Annotated in this window: 15 protein-coding genes; 5 read left to right on the top strand and 10 right to left on the bottom strand. The window is 35.7% G+C overall.

What is annotated here, in order from left to right:
* Window positions 1-75 precede the first annotated feature (75 nt).
* The 6 genes from N2201_00430 to ftcD all read right to left on the bottom strand — a co-directional run bounded on the left by N2201_00430 (window position 76) and on the right by ftcD (window position 7,559).
* Window positions 76-1,629, bottom strand: coding sequence for a response regulator (locus tag N2201_00430; GenBank protein MCX7784689.1), 1,554 nt, complete (start codon window positions 1,627-1,629; stop codon window positions 76-78).
* A 1-nt stretch (window position 1,630) separates the two neighbouring features.
* Window positions 1,631-2,866, bottom strand: a complete 1,236-nt coding sequence (locus N2201_00425) for a HAMP domain-containing histidine kinase (GenBank protein ID MCX7784688.1) — start codon at window positions 2,864-2,866, stop codon at window positions 1,631-1,633.
* Between the two features lie 200 nt (window positions 2,867-3,066).
* Entirely contained in the window at window positions 3,067-4,422 is a 1,356-nt protein-coding gene (locus N2201_00420; GenBank protein ID MCX7784687.1) for a lamin tail domain-containing protein, read from the bottom strand.
* A 46-nt stretch (window positions 4,423-4,468) separates the two neighbouring features.
* Window positions 4,469-5,119 (bottom strand): DUF4159 domain-containing protein, encoded by a 651-nt coding sequence (locus N2201_00415; protein ID MCX7784686.1) that lies wholly within the window; start codon window positions 5,117-5,119, stop codon window positions 4,469-4,471.
* 1 nt (window position 5,120) lies between these two features.
* Window positions 5,121-5,975 carry a PHP domain-containing protein gene (locus N2201_00410; GenBank protein MCX7784685.1) on the bottom strand — a complete coding sequence of 285 codons (855 nt, stop codon included), beginning with the start codon at window positions 5,973-5,975 and terminating at the stop codon, window positions 5,121-5,123.
* A 33-nt stretch (window positions 5,976-6,008) separates the two neighbouring features.
* Entirely contained in the window at window positions 6,009-7,559 is a 1,551-nt protein-coding gene (gene ftcD, locus N2201_00405; protein MCX7784684.1) for a glutamate formimidoyltransferase, read from the bottom strand.
* Between the two features lie 726 nt (window positions 7,560-8,285).
* Between ftcD and N2201_00400 the strand changes: the two genes are divergently transcribed.
* Window positions 8,286-9,536 carry an ABC transporter substrate-binding protein gene (locus N2201_00400; protein ID MCX7784683.1) on the top strand — a complete coding sequence of 417 codons (1,251 nt, stop codon included), beginning with the start codon at window positions 8,286-8,288 and terminating at the stop codon, window positions 9,534-9,536.
* Window positions 9,537-9,615: 79 nt separating this feature from the next.
* Here the strand turns inward: N2201_00400 and uvsE are convergent, their stop codons facing one another.
* On the bottom strand, window positions 9,616-10,494 hold the full coding sequence (uvsE, locus tag N2201_00395; protein MCX7784682.1) for a UV DNA damage repair endonuclease UvsE: 879 nt from the start codon (window positions 10,492-10,494) through the stop codon (window positions 9,616-9,618).
* Entirely contained in the window at window positions 10,491-11,459 is a 969-nt protein-coding gene (locus N2201_00390; protein ID MCX7784681.1) for a DUF523 and DUF1722 domain-containing protein, read from the bottom strand. Before N2201_00390 ends, uvsE begins: the two co-directional genes overlap by 4 nt.
* A 1,024-nt stretch (window positions 11,460-12,483) precedes the next feature.
* Between N2201_00390 and N2201_00385 the strand changes: the two genes are divergently transcribed.
* The 4 genes from N2201_00385 to N2201_00370 all read left to right on the top strand — a co-directional run bounded on the left by N2201_00385 (window position 12,484) and on the right by N2201_00370 (window position 18,168).
* Complete coding sequence (locus N2201_00385; protein MCX7784680.1) at window positions 12,484-13,362, top strand: DMT family transporter; 879 nt, start codon at window positions 12,484-12,486, stop codon at window positions 13,360-13,362.
* Between the two features lie 646 nt (window positions 13,363-14,008).
* Window positions 14,009-14,659 (top strand): fructose-6-phosphate aldolase, encoded by a 651-nt coding sequence (fsa, locus tag N2201_00380; protein ID MCX7784679.1) that lies wholly within the window; start codon window positions 14,009-14,011, stop codon window positions 14,657-14,659.
* Window positions 14,660-14,776: 117 nt separating this feature from the next.
* A complete protein-coding gene (locus N2201_00375) occupies window positions 14,777-16,810 on the top strand; it encodes a transketolase (protein MCX7784678.1) in 2,034 nt (677 codons plus the stop codon).
* 134 nt (window positions 16,811-16,944) lie between these two features.
* Window positions 16,945-18,168, top strand: coding sequence for a pyridoxal phosphate-dependent aminotransferase (locus N2201_00370; protein ID MCX7784677.1), 1,224 nt, complete (start codon window positions 16,945-16,947; stop codon window positions 18,166-18,168).
* A 190-nt stretch (window positions 18,169-18,358) separates the two neighbouring features.
* On the opposite strand, the gene dapB is transcribed toward N2201_00370, so the two are convergent.
* Window positions 18,359-19,090, bottom strand: coding sequence for a 4-hydroxy-tetrahydrodipicolinate reductase (dapB, locus tag N2201_00365; protein MCX7784676.1), 732 nt, complete (start codon window positions 19,088-19,090; stop codon window positions 18,359-18,361).
* A gap of 28 nt (window positions 19,091-19,118) precedes the next feature.
* The coding region (gene dapA / locus N2201_00360; protein MCX7784675.1) for a 4-hydroxy-tetrahydrodipicolinate synthase at window positions 19,119-19,946 on the bottom strand (828 nt) is incomplete at its 5' end.

Below are 19,946 nucleotides of genomic sequence, written 5' to 3'. Positions count from 1 at the left end.
CACCTCCTTTTTATTGGACTTAATTCTTTTTTCTAATAATAAACAACTTCTGACAAAACCTCATTTTTACAATTCTCATTTTGAACTTAGAAAAGCAACCGGTAAAATCATCTCTTCCATTGATACACCACCATGTTGATAACTATGTTTGTAGGTTTTCTCATATTCTTTTGGCTTTGTGCCGTAGATAAAATAGTAATCAGATTTGGCAATAACAAATCTAATTCCCAAATGTTCTGCTGGTAACATATATTCTTCCGGTTGATTAAGAATGATAGCAGTTTTGGGGTCGACTTTTAACGCCCCACCGTATTTATATCGAAGGTTAGCGGAAATTTCTCTTCCGCCGGTAATGATTGTTGGCCGTTCAACCTTAATAAAGCCATGGTCCGAAGTAATAATAATGTGACAATTACGACTCTTCAACTTTTTGAGTAATGATAGTATCGATGAACTCGCAAACCAGACACGAGTAATATTCAGAAGACTTTGGTCATCTGTTATTAGTTCTTCAATCAGTCGGGCACTTTTTGTGGAATGAATCAGAAGGTCTAAAAAATTTATTATCACAGTTGCTAATGGATAATACCCATTATTATCTTTTATTGGTTGCAGTTGAAGCAGACTTTCTTGACTGTTTTCAATATCTTCGTTACTGCTGGTTTTTAAGTATAACACTTTATTATTATAGGCATAAGATTGAAGAAACTTTTGAAGTAGTACTGGTTCGAAACGATTTTGCGCAGTGTCATCAAATACCCAATCACTTTTACATCGGCGATAAATCTCTAAGGGCAACATTCCAGCAAATATTGCATTTCGAGCATAGGGGGTAGCAGACGGCAGTAAAGAACAATAATACTCTTCTTTAATATCAAAGAATTCTTTTATAAATGGAACGCAGGCTAACCATTGTTCTAACCGCATTGAGTCAAAAATAAAAAGAAATACAGTTTTTTCTCGAAGTTTCGGCAAGACAAAATGTCTTAAAAATTGATGCGATAATATCGGTCCTTTATTTTGCTCAATTAGCCAAGACCGATAGTTTTCCACAATATAATCAACAAATTGTCGATTGCTCTCGCGTTTTTCGTCATGAAAACTCTGTTGAAGGACTTCATCACCGAATCGATTAATTAAATTCTGCCAGCGGATAATATTTTTATAATGGTTAACCCAATCTTCAAAAGTGTTGATTTGCGAACGAGAAAGAAAAATTTTGGTAAAATCGCGCTTAATATGGTCGGCAATTATGGTCTTTTTCTCTACAAGTCTTTTAAGCGCGGCTAAAATTTGAACTGGCGTAAATGGTTTTACAATAAAATCATCGACTAGTTGAGCAAATGCTTGATTCATAATCTCTTCTTCTTGACATTTAGTAACCATTGCCACTAAAATGTTAGGGTCGATTTCTTTAATAGTTTGAAGTACTGTCAAACCATCCATCCCGACCATCATTTCATCTAATAGAACCAAATCAAAATTCCGTTGCTTTACAAGTTGGATACCATCAGGACCATTGCTGGCAGTTTCAACTTCATAGCCTTTTTCTTGTAGGAAGTAAACATAAGGTCTTAAAAAATCCACCTCATCATCAATCCATAATAGTTTCATTTTGCGATTTATCATCTTATTTTTCGTTTACGACCTCGGCAATTGGTAATTGGATTGTGAAAACAGTGCGACCGGGTTTTGATTCTTTGAGAAAAAGTTTACCTTTGTGATATTCTTCAATGATTCGTTTGGCTAAGGTTAAGCCAACACCCCAGCCGTATTTTTTTGTCGTGGCGCCGGTCTTAAAGATATCTTTTATTAGTGCAGATTTAACTCCTTCGCCGCTATCAATAATGTCAATTTCTAAAAATTCATAATTTCGATACGGTTTTGTTGTGATTTCTATTTGACCAGGATTTGTGCCAATGGCTTGAACACTATTTTTCAATAAATTTTCTATTGTCCAAGAAAATAACACCTCGTCTACTTTAATATTGGGATTAAACTCAATATTAGAAATGAACTCAATACTTTTAGGAGTGCGGCGTTTTATAAAAAGAATTACTGGTTCAATTATCTCTTTAGGCTGACGCAATTTTAATTCCGGCGGTAGACCAATACGACTAAATCGTTCCAATACTTCTCTCATTCGCATAATATCTTCTTCCATTTGACTAAGCGCTAAGGACAACTGGGGTTTTTGATTGGCTGAAGACATATCAGGGCTAACCGGGAATTGATTTTGCGATAATTTGAGTGTTTCTATCCATCCTGAAAGAGAAGAAATGGGCGTTGCCAATTGATGCGCCGTCTCTTTGGCTAAAGTCGTCCAAATTAATTCTTGCTCTCTTCGGTGATAGATAATAATTCCCCAAATACCAATAAATATAAAAAGCACAAGAAATCCGAGTTGTAAAAAAGGATATAATCTAAGCGCTTTTACAGAATTCGGCATTCCGTAGTGAATCTCTCCGAGTTTTTTAATTGTATCATTAAGCGTTATAGTAAGCGGAATTGGTGCATGCTCATTATCTAAACGGGCCATTAAAACTTTCAATCTCTCTGGCGTGGGGTTTCTTTCGGGTAAATTTATATAAGAGATAGGATTACCTTCAGCATCGGTAATAATTACCGGAAAGTCAATTTTCTTAATAACTTCTTCAAAGATTACATCTAATTCCGGCGAACTTTCACTACTGGGTTCAGTGGCTCGTTGCATATATTGAGCATAGATTCGCGAGCGAACCGCAGTTTCTTTTTCCAACTGTTGAACAAGATAACGAGTATAAAAAAACCAAAAACCGGCTAAAATAACGATTCCACTAATGAAGTAATATTGGAGAAATCTAAATCCAATTCTAAATGGTGCCATCTGTTAATAGTAATATAATTGTCAATATAAGTCAATAGAACGCATAGAAAAAATCAAGTTTTGCCGATTAATATACTGAACTAATGGACACTACTCTTATTTTGTTGTGTTTTCTTAAATAGGAATGCGTGCTGTAAGAGAGTTTTGTGCCACTTTTCAGAACACTCTCAATATCAGTATAAATAAGATAAGTTTGTCAATTATTTTATCTTTTTAGCTAAGACTGTAGAATGTTTTTCCGTAATTGAGTAATTTTTAGACTTATATTCTAAAAGCACGATATAAATGCCAATTGGTGCGAGATTACCATTTTCTGTTTTGCCGTCCCAGGTTATTACTCCGTTTTGAGTTGTCAGTTTCTTATATTCATAGGTTTTAATCAAATGGGCGTTTAAATTATAAATAGAAACTTTTAATGTTCCTTTAGTTTCAGGAAAATTGTATTGGACAAATAGAGTGTCATCAACGCCGTCGCCATCAGGACTGAAGATTTTATTAGTAAGCGAATAATTACCAGTAGGCGATGTCACCCGGATAATTCTTGATATTCGATTATTGTTAGGTTTTTGGTCTCGAGCAAAAACGACAATTGCTTCAAGTAGATGTTCGCCTTTAGGCACTAATTGCCAGACAAAACTGAGCGTCGTCTCCGATTGAGGTAAGATTGATAAGTCATAACAGATATACAATCTCTCTCCAGAATCTTCAAAACCATCTCGGTCGATGTCGTTAATCACATTCAAAGTGCATGGTCCAACAAATTGGTAACTATAATTGGTAACTTTTATAAACATCGTAACATTTTGATTTTCAGTAATAATAACCGGGCTATGTTCAAAACCACTGACCGCTAAATCATAATAGGAAAATATACTATTATCTCTGCCTGGGGTTGAGCCGGTAGTATCTAAGGAGCGAATCCAATTAATAATACTATCTTCAGCCCAAGGTGAGATTCTTTCCCAAGACAAACCGTCGTTAGTAGAACCATAATCCCGGCGAGGAAAAGAGTCATTAGGGTTAAATGGTGTGCCATAACTGGAACTATCGCCTGTTGGTGAAAAAAGTAAAATTGGGTCAGTTGTGGCTAAACCATTATCACCGAAAGCAGTGTTACCTATTGTAAGCACTAAAAGACTGTCAGGTAATTGATAAGGTTGAATGTAACCACCTACTGGATTAGACGCAGTATATTCTGGGTCTAAGATTATGGCAAAACTGTAAGGCGGAAGCAAAGTAGAATTGATAACTACATTGGGATAACGGATTAGCAGAGTGGTATCGGACCATTGAATAATGTTGTCATAAGATTGAAAGTCATAGATTCGCCAACCAGATAAATCAACTGTATCAGCAGTTATATTATAAAGTTCAATGAATTCATTACGGTCTTCGGCAGAAAGTGCTGATGTATTCGTTCCTTTGGGATTTGCCATAACTTCATTTATTACTACGCGAGAAGAGAATTTTTTGTTTGATAGGATATTTTGTGCATTTAAGAGATTACCCCAAAATGATATACCGCAAAACCAACAAAAAATTCGATAAAATTGCATCTGTTACTTAATTGTGTATTCTTTGAACAAGCCCGATGCCAAAGAATTAATGGGTTAATGCGTAAGCAATGATATTAATACCCATTTTGAAAGCTTCTTCGCGTTTTTCTATTGGGTCATCATGGGCTTCGGTCCAGCCATCGCTAATATTAGAGTTCCAGGTATAAAAAACGACTAACCGTCCTTGATAAAAGATACCGTAACCTTTAGGGGCTCCTTCATAATGTTCATGGATTTTAGGTAATCCTGAAGGAAATTTATAGATAAGATGGTAAATTGGATGTTCATAAGGAAGTTCTACTAATTCATTTTCCGGGAAAACTTTTTTTATCTCGCGTCGAAAAGATTCGTCCATTCCGTAATCATCGTCAGCGTATAAAAATCCGCCAAGAATAAGATAAGTCCTTAATCGTCTCACTTCATCATCCGAAAAAGTAACATTACCGTGTCCTGTCATAAATAAAAACGGATAGTTAAATAATTTTTCATCATTAAGACTAACAACTTTTTCATATTCCTCTGTTTTCAAATTAGTTCTTTTATTCATTTCCTTTGCTAAATTAGGAATTGCATCAGGGTCATTATACCAATCACCGCCACCAGAATACTTTAAGCGGGCAATGATTAGATTTTGACCAACTACTATAGTGTATCCACTAAATAGCATCGCTAATAAAAATATTTTATTAAGAATCATTCTATCGAGCATGTTTTAATCTCTCGAGATATTGGTAAGGTATTTTTAATTCACCAATTAGAATTTTTCCTTTGCGACCGCCATGACAATCAGAACCGCCAACCGCAACTAAATTTCTAATCATCACTAAATTTAAAAGAAAATTAATCTCGTTTTCAGTATGCTCCACTCGCCAGACTTCTAATCCGACAATACCTTCATCAATCAGAAAACTAATCATTGCTCGGTTTTGATAACTCATCGGGTGAGCCAATACCGGGATACCGTGAAATCGACGAATAAGTTTGATGGCTTCTTTGGGTGAAAGTTTTTCTTTCGGTACATACGCCGGACAATGATAACCAAGAAATTTCCAGAATGCCTCATCATAACAGGAAACATATCCTTCTTCAACTAATACCTGGGCAATATGCGGTCGACCGACCGAACCTACCCCGGCTAATTCTAATACTCGGTGCCAATCAACTCTTGCGCCTTGTTTGGCAAGTCTTTCTACCATTGATTTCGCACGAGCAACACGTTTTTGTTGAATATCAGCAAGGAACTCTTTCAATTTTTTATTTTTATAATCAATATAATAGCCGATAATATGGATGTCGTTTTCGCCAAGAACACAACTCATTTCTACTGCGGGAACTACTTCTAAGCCTTCTTTTTTTCCTTGGCGTTTTGCCGGTTCAACTCCTCCAATCGAATCATGGTCGACAATACCAATTGCTGATAAACCGCATTCTTTGGCTTTGATTACCACTTGTTCTGGAGTTAGCAGTCCGTCAGAGAAAACCGTATGGATATGTAAATCACAAAAACGCATATCCGTTTTGACCGGCTTAAAAATCGACCTAAAAAGGTTCATTTTTTAATTATAAATATCACTTTTTTATTTTATCTAAAGATTTTCAGACAATGTTTGGTTAATTTTATTAAATATACTTTCAATTTCAAGCGTTGACGGATTAATTCTTAATTTTGTTTCATTAATATATACTTCATAGTTTTTATATTCGGGTTCAACTCTGATAATGTCTTTAATTGATTTAAGATTGATTAAAATATTAAGTCGAGCACCCTCCATAGCAGTTTTGAGATAAGATATGGCAACTCCCACATCAGAAATGGCGTTTTTGTTACCTTTTTCGGCAATGGGTTTTGCTAAGTTAATTGTGGAAAGTGCTAAATCAAATACTTGTTCTGGAATCCGACAAGCATCTTTCAATGCCTGAAGAATTTTTTCTTTACGAACCTTTTTTTCTTCGTCAGTGGCTTTGGGTAATTTGTAGGCTTGAATAACTTGATTAAAACTTTCCGCATCAAGATGGATAAGTTCATAAAACTGTTTTTGCGCCAACTGAATTTTATCTTTAATTTCATTTAGTTCTTTTACAATTTCTTCTGATGATGGTTTAGCAAGGGTTAAATTTATCACCATTAATAATAGCGAAGCACCGACGGCTCCGGCTAAGGCTGAACAAGAGCCACCACCCGGAGTCGGCGTTGGTTGACTAAGTTCAAACAAAAATTCTTCAATAGTTTTACCTTTGGCACTGGTCAGTTTTGATTCTAAAATTTGCTCGGAATTAAATTCATTTAATTGCAAATAATAAACTGCACTATCAATCAACGCTTTTTGAGGTACTAAACCAACAATTTCGCTCTCTCTAATTGTCACTCCATAGCGTTCGGCTTCTCTTTTAACAGTCTCAAAAACACGATATAACGGTGTTCCCAGATAATTGGTCATATTTATGGAAACTTGCACACAATTCTTTTCGGTGATTGAAAAGCCCAGGGCTTTAACATAGCGATAACCGCCATCCCGGAATCGAATCGCTTTAGCAATCTTTTTTGCAATGCTTACATCAGTTGTATTGAGATTGATATTATAAGCAATTAAAGGGAAACGGGCACCTACGACAACCGCCCCGGCCGTGGGATGTAATTCAGGCTTACCAAAATCCGGTGCCCGAGATGGGTCGGTTTTAATTGCAGTTTTTAATCCTTCAAATTCGCCTTTACGGATATTTGCCAGGTCAACTCGATCTGGTCTGGTTGCGGCAGATTCATATAGATAAACTGGAATATTAAGTTCCTCGGCAATTCTTTTACCTAATTCTTTTGCTAAACAAACACATTCCTCCATTGTTATATTAGCAATGGGAATAAAGGGAATTACGTCGGTCGCACCAATTCTGGGATGTTCGCCTTGATGGTGGTTCAAATCAATTAGTTCGGCGGCTTTTTTACAGCCTCGAAAGGCTGCTTCGACAACTTGAGTCGGTTCGCCAACAAAACTGATGACCGCCCGATTATGGTCAGCATTCATTTCTTTATCAAGGAGAATAATGCCTTCTACAGATAGAATTTCTTTAATAATACTATCAATTACTTCTGTTCTACGACCTTCAGAAAAATTAGGAACACATTCAACAATTTTACTCAAAACAACTCCTAATCTATTTAAGGTTTATGTTTGGATTTGTTGATAATTTATTAATTGAAAAAATTCTTCGGATATACTGTTTTGCATAATGCATAGAAAAACTGAAGTATCATTTTAGTAATTTTTTCACTGACTCAGGTTTTTGAACTTTGAGATAGAAAATACGAGATCGAAGTTGTACAGTCAAATAGAGATAATGATTTAAGAAATAGGAAAATTTATCATAATGAAAATAAGTTATTAAACTTATCATAGCAAAACTTATACTTATAATTTTTATCCAAAATTATCATTTTGTCAAGCGTAATTAAAAAGTATTTCTGAAAGTGGCACAGAACTCTCTTGAGGTACGCATTTCTATCCAAGAAACACAACAAAATAAAAGCAATCTTCGGTAAGTTCAGGACATTAATCGGCAAAACTTGACTTTTTCCGGGCTCTCTAAAAGCACCTCTGAAAAATACTACTTAAGGCACGGCAATTTTTGAATTTGCTCTTGGTCTTCCATGCATTTTGGCCAAACTTTCAGTAAATAATATAATAAAAAAATTAAAATTTATCATAAATACTTTTATTAAGTTTTGATCAGATAATGAATAATTGGGAAAGACGCATTTCGGCGGCGGTATTCTAATAGTCCTTTTAATCTTACTTTGTTGAGCATATCCTTTAGACAGGTCTTGTAAAAATATTTGACTAAATTTAATAAAATATTAAAATATTAATATGAGACAAAAAATATTATTAATTTTGGGATTGATATTTTTTATGATTGCTTGCACTAAGCAATCGAGTAAAAAAATAGAGGTAACTTTTTGGCATGCGATGGGAGGGAATGTTGAGAAAGTCTTACAGGCAATGGTGGCTGACTTCGAATCAACCCATAAACACATTGATATTAAGTTAGTTAATATGGCGGATTATAATACATTGGCACAAAAACTAATGAGCGCGTCTGCAGTTAATCAACCGCCAACTATTGCCCAAATGTATGAAAATTGGACAACACAACTTTTAAACCATAACTATTTAGAACCGCTTGATAATTATGTTAAAGGTAAAAACGGATTGACTCCAAACGAAATTAATGACATCTGGCCTGTGCTTTTGGCAAATAATACTTGGAATGGCAAAATTATTACTTTACCTTTTAATAAGAGCGTGCCTGTTTATTATTATAATATTGACCTTTTTCAAAAAGCCGGTATCAAAAGTTTTCCTAAAACCTGGGAAGAGTTTAGGCAGGTTTGTTTTCAGTTAAAAAAGAGATTGGGCAATTCAATCACGCCAACGGCAAATGGAACTGATATTTGGATATTTGCTTCAATGTTGCACCAACAAGAAGGCAGACTTTATGATGAAGAGCACAACCAGCCTTTATTTAATGGTCCAGAAGCAGTGCGCGGGTTGCAATTTCAAGTTGATTTGATATATAAAGATAGTGTCCAAAGTCCTAAAACCGGTGCAGACTTAATTGATGATTTTTTAGCCGGCCGGCTGGCAATGGTTCCGTTTAGTTGTGCTCGACGAGCAGTAATGCAAGGAGTGGAGAGTTTTCCCATTGGAATGGCGCCTTTACCTATTTGGAATAAACCAGCCGCAATTATTTATGGCACAAATATTGGACTGTTTAAGTCAGCAAACCAAGTTCAAAAAGATGCAGCCTGGCAGTTTATCAAATGGTTTATCAGCAAAGAGAATCAAATTCGCTGGTCTTTAGGCACTTATTATGTGCCAATTCAAAAAAGTGCACTTGATGATTCTCGGATGCAAGAGCATTTTCAAAAGACGCCTGGCTTAAAAGATGCTTATTTACAAATGGAAAATGCGGTATTTGAACCAAGAGGCGAAGTTTGGTTTGAAGGCAGAAACATTCTTATTAGTGACGGATTAGAGCCACCGACCTTAAATAAGATGACGCCTAAACAGGCATTAGACTTTGCTTGTCAAAAGTTATTAGCCCGAACTAAAAAATAAATTTAAGGAGAAGAAAACTATTAGAATTTAGTCTGAGGTAAAGAATCGGTAATTAATTCAAAAAGATATGGATAAATTCCTATGAATTTTTGATTAATCTAATTGCCTTTATTGCTGATTTTTCTTTATCTTTTATTTCCAGCATAAGGTCATATTTGATATCTTTCGTCTCCTGAATAAATTTAGTAAAATGGCGCAAATTGATATGTTCGCTATGCGTGCCTTTAGTTGCTTTGGGCTTTTGACTGCTATAATCAACCATTAAGACTCCATCTTTTTTAGCCCAGGTCTTATTTGCTAATAACATCGCCTGCCTTATTGTCTCTTGATTATTTAAGCATTCGTGGTGGAAGGAATCAAATAAAACCGGAATGCCAATTTCATTATGGACGAAAAGACAATCTTTAAGAGTATAAGAGATATGGTCATTTTCAATCACCAGACGATGCTTAATTATTTGAGGTAATTTTTTATATTCATTAATAAATCGTATTGTTGCCGAGGTCTTATCTTTGTATACACCGCCAATATGAATTTGAACTTTTGCCGTATAATTAAGTTCTAACAGGTCTAATATTTCACAATGATAGATTAATTCTCTGATACTACTTTGCACAACATCTTGGTTTGGGGAATTAATCAAAACGAACTGGTCTGGATGCATCGAGATACGCATCCTGTGTCGTTTAATAAATTTACCAATTTCCGCAAATCGGTTCTGGAAATATTTCTGCCAATTAAAAGTGCAAATCGGATGAGAAGCAAACGGCACAATATCGGAACTGAGGCGGAAAAATAATAGATTATGGGCGACATTATATTTCAATATCTGCTCAAGACAATTTAAATTATTTGCAACTTTTTCTTTCAGATTTTTTTCCGAATAAGATGCCAGCCGAAAAGTAGTGTTGGCAGTGCAGCCAATTGACCGATTAATACAAGGGTAACCAATTCTCATCGGTTTCTACCTTTGCCGGAGTCAGTAATTTCGACTAACTGCTTAGGAAATGGATTTAAGAAGGTCTGTTCTAATAAATATTGATTATCAAATCGCATGGCCCAACTTTGAATGATTTTGGTCAAAACACTTAATGGAATTCGTTCATCACGATATTCTTCAATTAAATCTAAAAAGAATTTCCGTTCCGGTTTACTCAACTCATCGCTTACTCCACCAAAAGCATGCATCAAAACATTAATCCAAGATGAGAATGTCGGCGGTTTTTTAAATAATTCATATAAAGTTTTCTCATAAGCATCTAAAACTGCATTAATTTTTATTCGGGATTGGTTTGCTACAATCTTACCCAATTCTCTTAATTTTACTTGACTGTGCGCCATAAATAATAATTTGTTAATAGTGTGAAATCGCACTAATTCTTTCATTTGTTTTGTCTTTTTCGTTTGACGAAATTGAGCCAGTGTAAACAATTGGGTAAAAAAATATTCTCTGATAGTGAAATTTTTTAACCTTCCTTCATCTTCAATTGCTAAACCCTTAAATCGTTGTAGAACTTCTTTACCAAAAAAGCCTGCGCCAGGAGAAGAACGCGCCTCAGGATGAAAACTCTGATACACTTTCACACTATTTATGCCACATGACGGTGAACGGTATTTTAGGATAAAGCCATCAATCTCAGATAAAGAACTGAGATATTTATCAACAAATGATACCATTTCTTTGGTGACATCGCGGTTAGTTGCTGGTTGATAGAGATGTAAATTACCCCTATACATAACAACTCGAATTGGGTCTCGAGGAACACCCAAACCAATTTCAACTTCTGGACATACTGGTATATAATTAACATAAGGTTTTAATTTTTCAACGACATAATCAAGTATCATATCGCCATTATAACGACATTTAGCAAAACCAAGACATTTACTGACTACTACATTGGGTTTCGGAAATTTATTCATAACAATAGTTTAACCAGACAATAAGTATGATGTCAAGGATAAGGATGTTGAAATTCTGATAAACCAATTTTTATCACAGCATATATAGAAATCATTAATATTCTTTATCTTTTGTAAATTCAGAGACACTTTTCAAAGTTTCATCGCAAAAGTACAATAGAAGTTATCTTTTCTTGAAGATACTCAGAAAAACAAGTGTTTATGTAGAAACTTGTGAAGACAGGAAAATTTTAAGACATTAAAAGTCATCTCTAAAAGTTTGTTTTTGTGTTTTCATGGTTAGTTTTTTAGAAAGTTAAAAATAGTTCAATAAATAAAGAAATGTGCTTAATCCCAAATAAAAATCGAGTTATCTGAATCTACAAAAAATAACACCACGATAAAATTCTTATATCTATTATTTTGATTTTAATGGGGTTGGTTTTATTTAAGACAAGTATATTGACTTTCTTCTTATTTGATTTAGTTGTCTACATTATACCAGCGACTTCACTATTCATCTTGAGATAAGAATTTGCTGGCTTACTATAAGACAATTTGCTCACACTGCATTTAGAAAGACTAACAAGTTAAAAATAGAAGTTAATAAAGGAGATAAACCACTAACCCTTAGGCGACCTTATCTACTTCATACAAGATAATCCCGCCATACTTTTATGTTAGGATTTTGTTAGGATAGACCCAACCCTACCCTAGCCCGGGGCTAGGGGATATGCTCAAAAAATGGTCAAAAGAGAGAATTTTCAGTGTACACAAACTATCGATATTGCTGTTTGAGTATTTTCGTTGGAAATTAATTTTTAGGTTTTGCGCTTTCGGGGTTTAATAATATTTGTGTACTCGACAGTTCTCTTGATTGAGCCTTATGCAAAGGTCAATTTCTACCAAAGATTGATTATAGGAGAAGCACAGTTATGCTTGCGCTATGTTTCTCGCAGTTCGTGGTTAGCAGATAGTGTTCTTGAACAATACTTTTTCAGAAATTGTCTTGATTTTAATTGTTTCTAAAATATAATCAAAGTCTATGTCTCGATTAAAAATAGCGCTGTACATTAGTCTGGGATTAATTACACTTTCGTTTGCTTCGATTCTGATTAAACTCACTAATGCGCCAAGTATTGTTATTGCTGCAGGAAGATTGACAATTGCGGCAATTGTTTTGCAACCTTTGTTCTGGTTGCAATTTTTTAGATTACGCAGCGAAATTCAACATTCCCAATGGTATTTGATAATTCTTTCAGGTATATTTTTATCTGCACACTTTATAATGTGGATAGAATCATTGAATCACACTTCAATTCCGAGTTCAGTTGTTTTAGTCGCAACTGACCCTATCTTTGTTGCAATTTTTTCGCCTTTACTTTTGCGTGAAAGAGTCTCTTTAAGAATTATTATTGCAATAATCCTTGGATTTATCGGCACAATGATTATTGCTAGTCAAGGGATTACATCCTTTACAATCACTAAAGGAAATTTTTTGGCATTAGGTGGTGCTGTATGTGCTAGTGGTTATCTTTTAATCGGTAGAAAAGTCCGTCCTCAAGTCTCACTACTTGCTTACATATATATTATGTATACAACTTCAGCAATTATATTAGTATTAGCAGTATTAATAACTGGAAATAAGTTTTTCGGCTATACCTTTCAATCATATCTTTTTATTGCTTTATTAGGAATTGGACCTCAGTTGATTGGTCATACGAGTTTTAACTGGGCTTTGCGTTATTTGACTGCACCGGTAGTGGCAATGACAATTTTGGGCGAACCTCTCGGCACAACAGTATTAGCCTGGTTAATCTTAAAACAATTACCAACTATTAAAGAAATCTTTGGCGGTGTAATTATTGGTATTAGTATTTACTTGGCTGTCACGGAATTAGGAAAGAACACAAAAGAAAGATAACTCTCAATGTATCCACCCCAACTGGGTATTAAATATCTTTAATTATGCCATAGAGAAAAATTAGTTCCGTAGTACTTCTAATAAGAAATTCCTTCGCATCCTTTTTTCATAATATTTCTGCCAACTTATGTGTGGTGAATTAAGTAATAATAACCCAATTCCTTATTGGACGAAGTCACAGAAGGTTCTAACATTTTTTTTCTGTATCTTTGTAAGTTCATCACTTCTTTTAAGAAAGAACTCTAAAAAGAGTCTCTGAAATCATTTGCAGCACGCATCTGTATCTGAGAAGATACGCAAAGATTACAGGAAGTATTCAATAATTAATTCCTATAGAGAACACTGAAAAAGTCAATTCTTACCATTGAAGATATTGGACTCGCCGAATAATTTTCTTATTTTTCTGTAATTTCAGTGGCACCTTTTTCAGAACACTCTTATACTGCCAGTGGCAAAATTGACTTTTGCAGAATTCCGTTTAGATTATCATTGACAAGGTAACTTTTTTTAGTAAAATTATGCTGAATGGTAAGGAAGAAGAACCCTCTCGGAGAAACTTTGGTAGGGTTATTCTTTTTTAATCGCATTAAGTTTAGTTTGCCAATTACTATCAATAATTAACATTTTATCTTCTTGGAGGCACGCTATGAAAATTTTTATTGATTCGGCAGATGTTAAAGAAATAAGAGAAGTTGCCAGTTGGGGAATTCTTGATGGTGTTACGACTAACCCGACTTTAGTTGCCAAAACGGGCCGGGAAATTAAAGAATGTGTTACAGAAATTTGTCAAATTGTTGACGGTCCGATTTCAGTTGAAGTTATTAGCACTGAGGTTGAAGGAATGGTAAAAGAAGCCGAAGACTGGGCAAGGATTAATCCGAAAAACATTACGATTAAAATCCCAATGGGCACTGAAGGTCTCAAAGCAGTAAAAATCCTTAAAACTAAAAACATCAAAACCAATGTGACACTGGTCTTTAGTCCTAATCAAGCAATTTTAGCCGCAAAAGCCGGAGCAACTTTTATTAGTCCCTTTGTCGGTAGATTAGATGATATTTCCCACTTCGGAATGGATATTGTCGGCGATATTGTGCAAATTTTCAATAATTACGGATTTGAGACGGAAATAATTGTTGCCAGTGTGAGAAATCCATTACATGTGGTTGAAGCGGCAAGAATGGGTGCGCACATCGCCACTGTTCCGTTTGCAGTGCTTAAACAGATGGTTGGACATCCGCTTACTGATATTGGAATTAAAAAGTTTTTTGAAGATTATCAGAAAATTCCTAAGAGGTAAAAATTAGGTTAAGGCGTATAAGTTGAGATAAATAGAAGAATTGAATTCAATGGGAAATTTATAAAATGACGAGATAAAATCAAATATGAAGTTTAAGTGTAAATCTACGGAGGACAAATGCCATTAGTCGATTCAAAATCAGGTAAAATTATCAAAGATTATTCCATAGAAGAATTAAAAGAGATGGCAAATTTAATGCGCGGTTATAATATGGTAGCATTGGCTGCTGCAGGTTCAGGCCATTCAGGTGGCACAATGTCAATTATGGATATAACCGCTGCTTTATACCTAAAAGTTGCCCGTCATGACCCGAAAAATCCTTTCTGGCAAGACCGCGACCGAATTATTTGGTCAACAGGCCATAAAGCACCAAGTCTTTATCTTGGCTTAGGTGCTGCTGGCTATTATGATATTGAAGATGTAGTTCGACTGCGTAAACTCTATTCGCCTTATCAAGGCCATCCCCATTGGCTAAAATTACCTGGGGTTGAAGCCTCAACTGGTTCATTAGGACAGGGGCTTTCAATCGGTGTGGGCATTGCTATGGCAGGGAAATTAGACAACAAGGACTACCGAGTGTATGTGCTTAATGGTGACGGCGAATTGCAAGAAGGTCAAATCTGGGAAGCAATAATGGAAGCCGGTAACTGGAAACTGGATAACCTCTGCTCAATCGTTGATAAGAATCGATTACAAATTGATGGCTGGGTTAAGGATGTGCAAGATATTGACCCATTAAGAGAAAAATATGAAGCATTCAAGTGGCATGTTATTGAAATCGATGGTCATGATATGGGACAGATTCTTTCGGCATTTGAAGAAGCCAAAACAATAAAAGGAAAACCGACTGTAATTATTGCTCATACGGTAAAAGGCAAAGGCGTCAGTTTTATGGAGAATGTTGCGGGTTGGCATGGCAAAGCACCTAGTGTCGAAGAGATGAAAAAAGCAGTTGCGGAACTCGGCTTAAGTGAAAAATTGAATATTCCGGCATTACTCAAACGAGCAGAAGATTACCAAAAAGAAGTTGATGCTAAGTTATCGCAAAAAATCCCTAAATTCAGCCGAGACTATTTCTGGAATCGGCAACCTAATATGAAAGTCAAAATGGAACCAACGCGTTTCGGATTTGGTAAAGCATTAGAAGAACATGGAGATGACCCAAGAGTAGTCTGTATTGGTGCTGATATTTCCGGTTCAATTACTATCAGTTATTTCTATGAAAAACATCCTGAACGAAAAAACCGCTGGATTTCTGCAGGTATTGCAGAACAATCAGCAACTGCTTTAGCTGCCGGTCTAGCCAAAGAAGGTAAACTGCCGGTTTTTGGAACTTATGGGGTATTTGCTTCCGGTAGGAATTTAGACCAGTTGCGGACAACCGTCTGTTATGGCAATTTCAATGTCTTTATTGCCGGTGCTCATGGCGGTGTTTCAGTAGGTCCTGATGGTGCGACCCATCAAACCTTAGAAGATTTGTTTCAGATTTGCGGACTACCTAATATGCACGTTTCTGTGCCTTGTGATGCTTTGGAGACCAAACGGGCTACTGAATATATGCTTTTTAATATTAAAGGACCTAAATATATTCGATTTGCTCGTGAAGCAACACCGATTGTGACTACAGAAAAAACTCCTTATGTCTGGGGTGTTTCTAATATCTACCGTTTTCGACAAGAAAAAGATAATTTTCTGGATGCCTTTGATGTCTATTTAGCACCTGAGTATAAATCAGAGAATGAAGACCTAACAATTATCGCCTGTGGACCAATGGTTCCTGAAGCAATGCGTGCGGCTTGGATTTTGAAAAATGATTTCGGTTTGGAAACACGAGTAGTTAATATGCATACCTTAAAACCATTAGATGAGCAAACCATTATTAAATGTGCCTTAGATACTGATGTGATTATTACTGCTGAAGAACATCAAGTTGGTGGTTTGGGAAATCGAGTTTCCGCAGTAATTACCCAAGCAAAAGAACTTTATGGAAGAAATATTTTATTAGGAATGATTGGTGTCAAAGACCGATTTGGCGAATCTGGTCAACCTTGGGAACTAATGTGGGAATTTGAAGTCTCAGGTGAACATATCGCACAAAAAGCCAAGGAAGTTTATGATTTTGTAAAGATGAATAGAAAATGTCCGAGGTAATTTTAGCCTTCAAGCCGCAGAGAACTACAAACAGTTTACCTGATTGATTTTGTAGTATTATCTCAGTTTTATGCTAAGAAAAAGCAAAAAAATAAAGATGAAGATGCCAATATAAAAACATAAAAGGAGATTAAATGCCGATAAAAAAAGCAAAACGAGTCAAAAAAATTAAAGCCTGTACTTTAGCCTGTGGACTTCCTGAATCATATCGTATGACACAAATGGGAACGGAGACAGCATTTGATGTGTTAGTTCGTGCCCGCCAACTTGAAGCCCAAGGGAAAAACATTATTCATCTTGAAATCGGTGAACCGGACTTTGATACCCCGCAGAATATTAAAGAAGCCGCCAAAAAAGCTATTGACGAAGGTTACACCCATTATGGACCATCGCAAGGCTTACCAGAGTTAAGAAACGTCATTGCAGAAAAAGCGGGCGAATTACGCGGTATGACATTTACGCCTGATGAAGTTGTCGTCACTCCTGGAGCAAAACCAATAATGTCATTTGCCATAATGGCATTAGTTGAAGACAATGACGAAGTTATTTATGTTAATCCCGGCTTTCCGATCTATGAATCAATGATAAAGTTTATGGGTGGTAAAGCAGTCCCGCTACCACTTTTGGAAAAAAATGACTTTTTACCTGATCTGAGATATCTTAAAAAAATACTAAATAAGAAGACCCGACTGCTAATACTTAATTCACCGCATAATCCTTGTGGTAGTGTGATGAATGGGGATTATTTAAAAGAGATGGCTGAAATTCTTGAGCCGTACGAAAATCTTTGGATTCTATCTGACGAAGTCTACTCAAGAATAATCTACGAAGAAAAATTCGAGACGATTGCTAAATATCCGGGAATGAAGGACCGAACCATAATCCTTGACGGTTTTTCTAAAACTTATGCAATGACCGGTTGGCGTATTGGTTATGGTATAATGCATCCAGATTTAGCCAAAGAACTGGCTCGGATTGAAACAAATATTAATTCTTGCACAACGACCTTTATCCAGCGAGCCTGTATCACTGCATTAACTGATTCACAAATTGAACCAGAAAAAATGCGACAACAATTTCACAAACGTAGAGATGTTATTGTTGAAGGCTTAAATTCAATCAAGGGGATTTCTTGTAAGAAACCCCAAGGCGCATTCTATGTCTTTGCTAATGTCCAGAAAACTGGTTATGACCACCGGGAACTTGCTGATAGACTACTATCCGAAGCCGGAGTCGCTTGCTTAGCCGGAACCTGTTTTGGTGAATATGGCAAAGGATATATCCGTTTTTCATATGCTAATTCTATCGAAAATATTCAGGAAGCAATTGCCCGCATCAAAAAATTTATTGAGAAGTAGTCTTTATGGATTAGCGGTTTTTTAATAAAGAATCCGTAGATACGTAGATTGTTACCATTCGACATTTTGAGAGATTAGGTAATAATATATAATATACCCGAGAAAATCAAATTGTCTATTACCCCCAAAGGATTTTGTTGTAAAATTTTCTGTAGAAAAAGTTACGAGGATTGAGAAACAAAAGAAAGACTTAAGATTGAGATGTCGGTTTAGTTAAAAAGATATCATCCATACCAAAAAATCTTGGTTTTTGTCTTACCAGAAAGCGAATTGCCTTGAGAACACCAGAAGCAAAAGCATTCCGATTAGTGGCTCGATGCACTAATTCTAATCGCTCCCCCTTGCCGGTAAACATAACTGTATGTTCACCCACAATATCACCGGCTCGAATAGAATGTATTTTGACCTCTTGATTTTTACTGTCGGTTTTTCTTATAATCTCAGCCAAATTTTTAGCCGTGCCACTGGGCGCATCGCGTTTCATTTTGTGGTGAGATTCGACAATTACAATATCAAAGTCTCTTAAGAAATTTGCGGAAATCTCTGTTAATTTATAAAGTAAATTTATTCCTAACGAAAAATTGGCTGAAATTAGAATTGGTATCTTTTTTGAGTATTTTTTAATGGCATCTATATCCTTTAATCCGGTCGTGCCAATAATATAAGGTTTTCTGGCATTGGCAGCAATTTTGACATTATCCAGCGTAATTTCAGGAATTGCAAATTCTACCACAATATCTGCAGTATGGATTACTTTCGACAAATTATCTTGAATAAATCCTATGCCAATTGGTGTTCCGATTAAAGGATGCCCCGATGCTTCAATTCCAGCCACAATTTTAATATCTTTTTCCTGCGAAATTGCGGATACTAAGGCACTCGACATTTTTCCACAAGCACCAACTAAAATGACCTTAATCATAATCTCAGAAAAGCTTTTTACAATTGCCTTAGATTTTGATTTCTGATTTGTAAAACTTAAGCAAGACTTTTTTGATAACAGCCCGATTTTTTTTAGAAGGTAAGGTTAAGGGTAATCGTAATGGTCCGGAAGGCATTCCTAAGACCGACATTGCATATTTTATTGGTCCAGGATTGGTTTCAATAAACATCACTTTGCTTAAAGTAAATAATTTCGTATTTAATTCGTATGCTCTTTTAATCTCACCTTTGAAGAAATACTCAATCATTTCTGCTAATGTCTTCGGTACGATATTGGCAATTACAGAAATGACTCCTTTGCCGCCCACTGATAAAATTGGTAAGGTTAAAGTATCGTCACCCGAGAGCACAGTAAAATTTTTACCACAGCGATTAATTATTTCGGTAATTTGGTCTAAATTACCAGAGGCTTCTTTAACGCCAATAATTATATCAGGAAATTCCTTATGTAATCGTTCCATTGTTTCCGGAAGCATATTTACTGCAGTTCTACCTGGTATGTTGTAAATAATTATTGGTAATTTTACGGACGAGGCAACAGCTCGGTAATGTTGATAGAGTCCGTTTTGAGTTGGTTTATTGTAATATGGAGTCACAATAAGACAAGCATTAGCACCTAATTCTTTTGCTCGTTGCGAGAGTTTAATAGTTTTATCAGTTGAATTAGTTCCTGTTCCTGGTATCACTGGCTTTTTGCCTGCGACGGATTCAACTGTGGTACGGATAATTACTTCCCATTCTTCAAAGGATAAAGTTGGTGATTCGCCAGTTGTTCCACATGGTACAAAACCATTCGTCTTGTTTGCTAATTGATATTGGATGTTTTGTTTTAAACC

It is taken from the genome of candidate division WOR-3 bacterium (genome assembly GCA_026418155.1).
GTDB lineage: Bacteria > Hydrothermota > Tepidihabitantia > Tepidihabitantales > CAIPLT01 > JAOABV01.
Note: the sequence above shows the minus strand (reverse complement) of the source record. Positions and strands in the feature narration are given on the sequence as shown.

What these genes read in the sequence shown, in the direction of transcription:
- N2201_00430 (MCX7784689.1), bottom strand. Translation starts at nt 1,629, where the DNA reads ATGATAAATCGCAAAATGAAACTATTATGGATTGATGATGAGGTGGAT.
- N2201_00425 (MCX7784688.1), bottom strand. Translation starts at nt 2,866, where the DNA reads ATGGCACCATTTAGAATTGGATTTAGATTTCTCCAATATTACTTCATT.
- N2201_00420 (MCX7784687.1), bottom strand. Translation starts at nt 4,422, where the DNA reads ATGCAATTTTATCGAATTTTTTGTTGGTTTTGCGGTATATCATTTTGG.
- N2201_00415 (MCX7784686.1), bottom strand. Translation starts at nt 5,119, where the DNA reads ATGATTCTTAATAAAATATTTTTATTAGCGATGCTATTTAGTGGATAC.
- N2201_00410 (MCX7784685.1), bottom strand. Translation starts at nt 5,975, where the DNA reads ATGAACCTTTTTAGGTCGATTTTTAAGCCGGTCAAAACGGATATGCGT.
- N2201_00400 (MCX7784683.1), top strand. Translation starts at nt 8,286, where the DNA reads ATGAGACAAAAAATATTATTAATTTTGGGATTGATATTTTTTATGATT.
- uvsE (MCX7784682.1), bottom strand. Translation starts at nt 10,494, where the DNA reads ATGAGAATTGGTTACCCTTGTATTAATCGGTCAATTGGCTGCACTGCC.
- N2201_00390 (MCX7784681.1), bottom strand. Translation starts at nt 11,459, where the DNA reads ATGAATAAATTTCCGAAACCCAATGTAGTAGTCAGTAAATGTCTTGGT.
- N2201_00385 (MCX7784680.1), top strand. Translation starts at nt 12,484, where the DNA reads ATGTCTCGATTAAAAATAGCGCTGTACATTAGTCTGGGATTAATTACA.
- fsa (MCX7784679.1), top strand. Translation starts at nt 14,009, where the DNA reads ATGAAAATTTTTATTGATTCGGCAGATGTTAAAGAAATAAGAGAAGTT.
- N2201_00375 (MCX7784678.1), top strand. Translation starts at nt 14,777, where the DNA reads ATGCCATTAGTCGATTCAAAATCAGGTAAAATTATCAAAGATTATTCC.
- N2201_00370 (MCX7784677.1), top strand. Translation starts at nt 16,945, where the DNA reads ATGCCGATAAAAAAAGCAAAACGAGTCAAAAAAATTAAAGCCTGTACT.
- dapB (MCX7784676.1), bottom strand. Translation starts at nt 19,090, where the DNA reads ATGATTAAGGTCATTTTAGTTGGTGCTTGTGGAAAAATGTCGAGTGCC.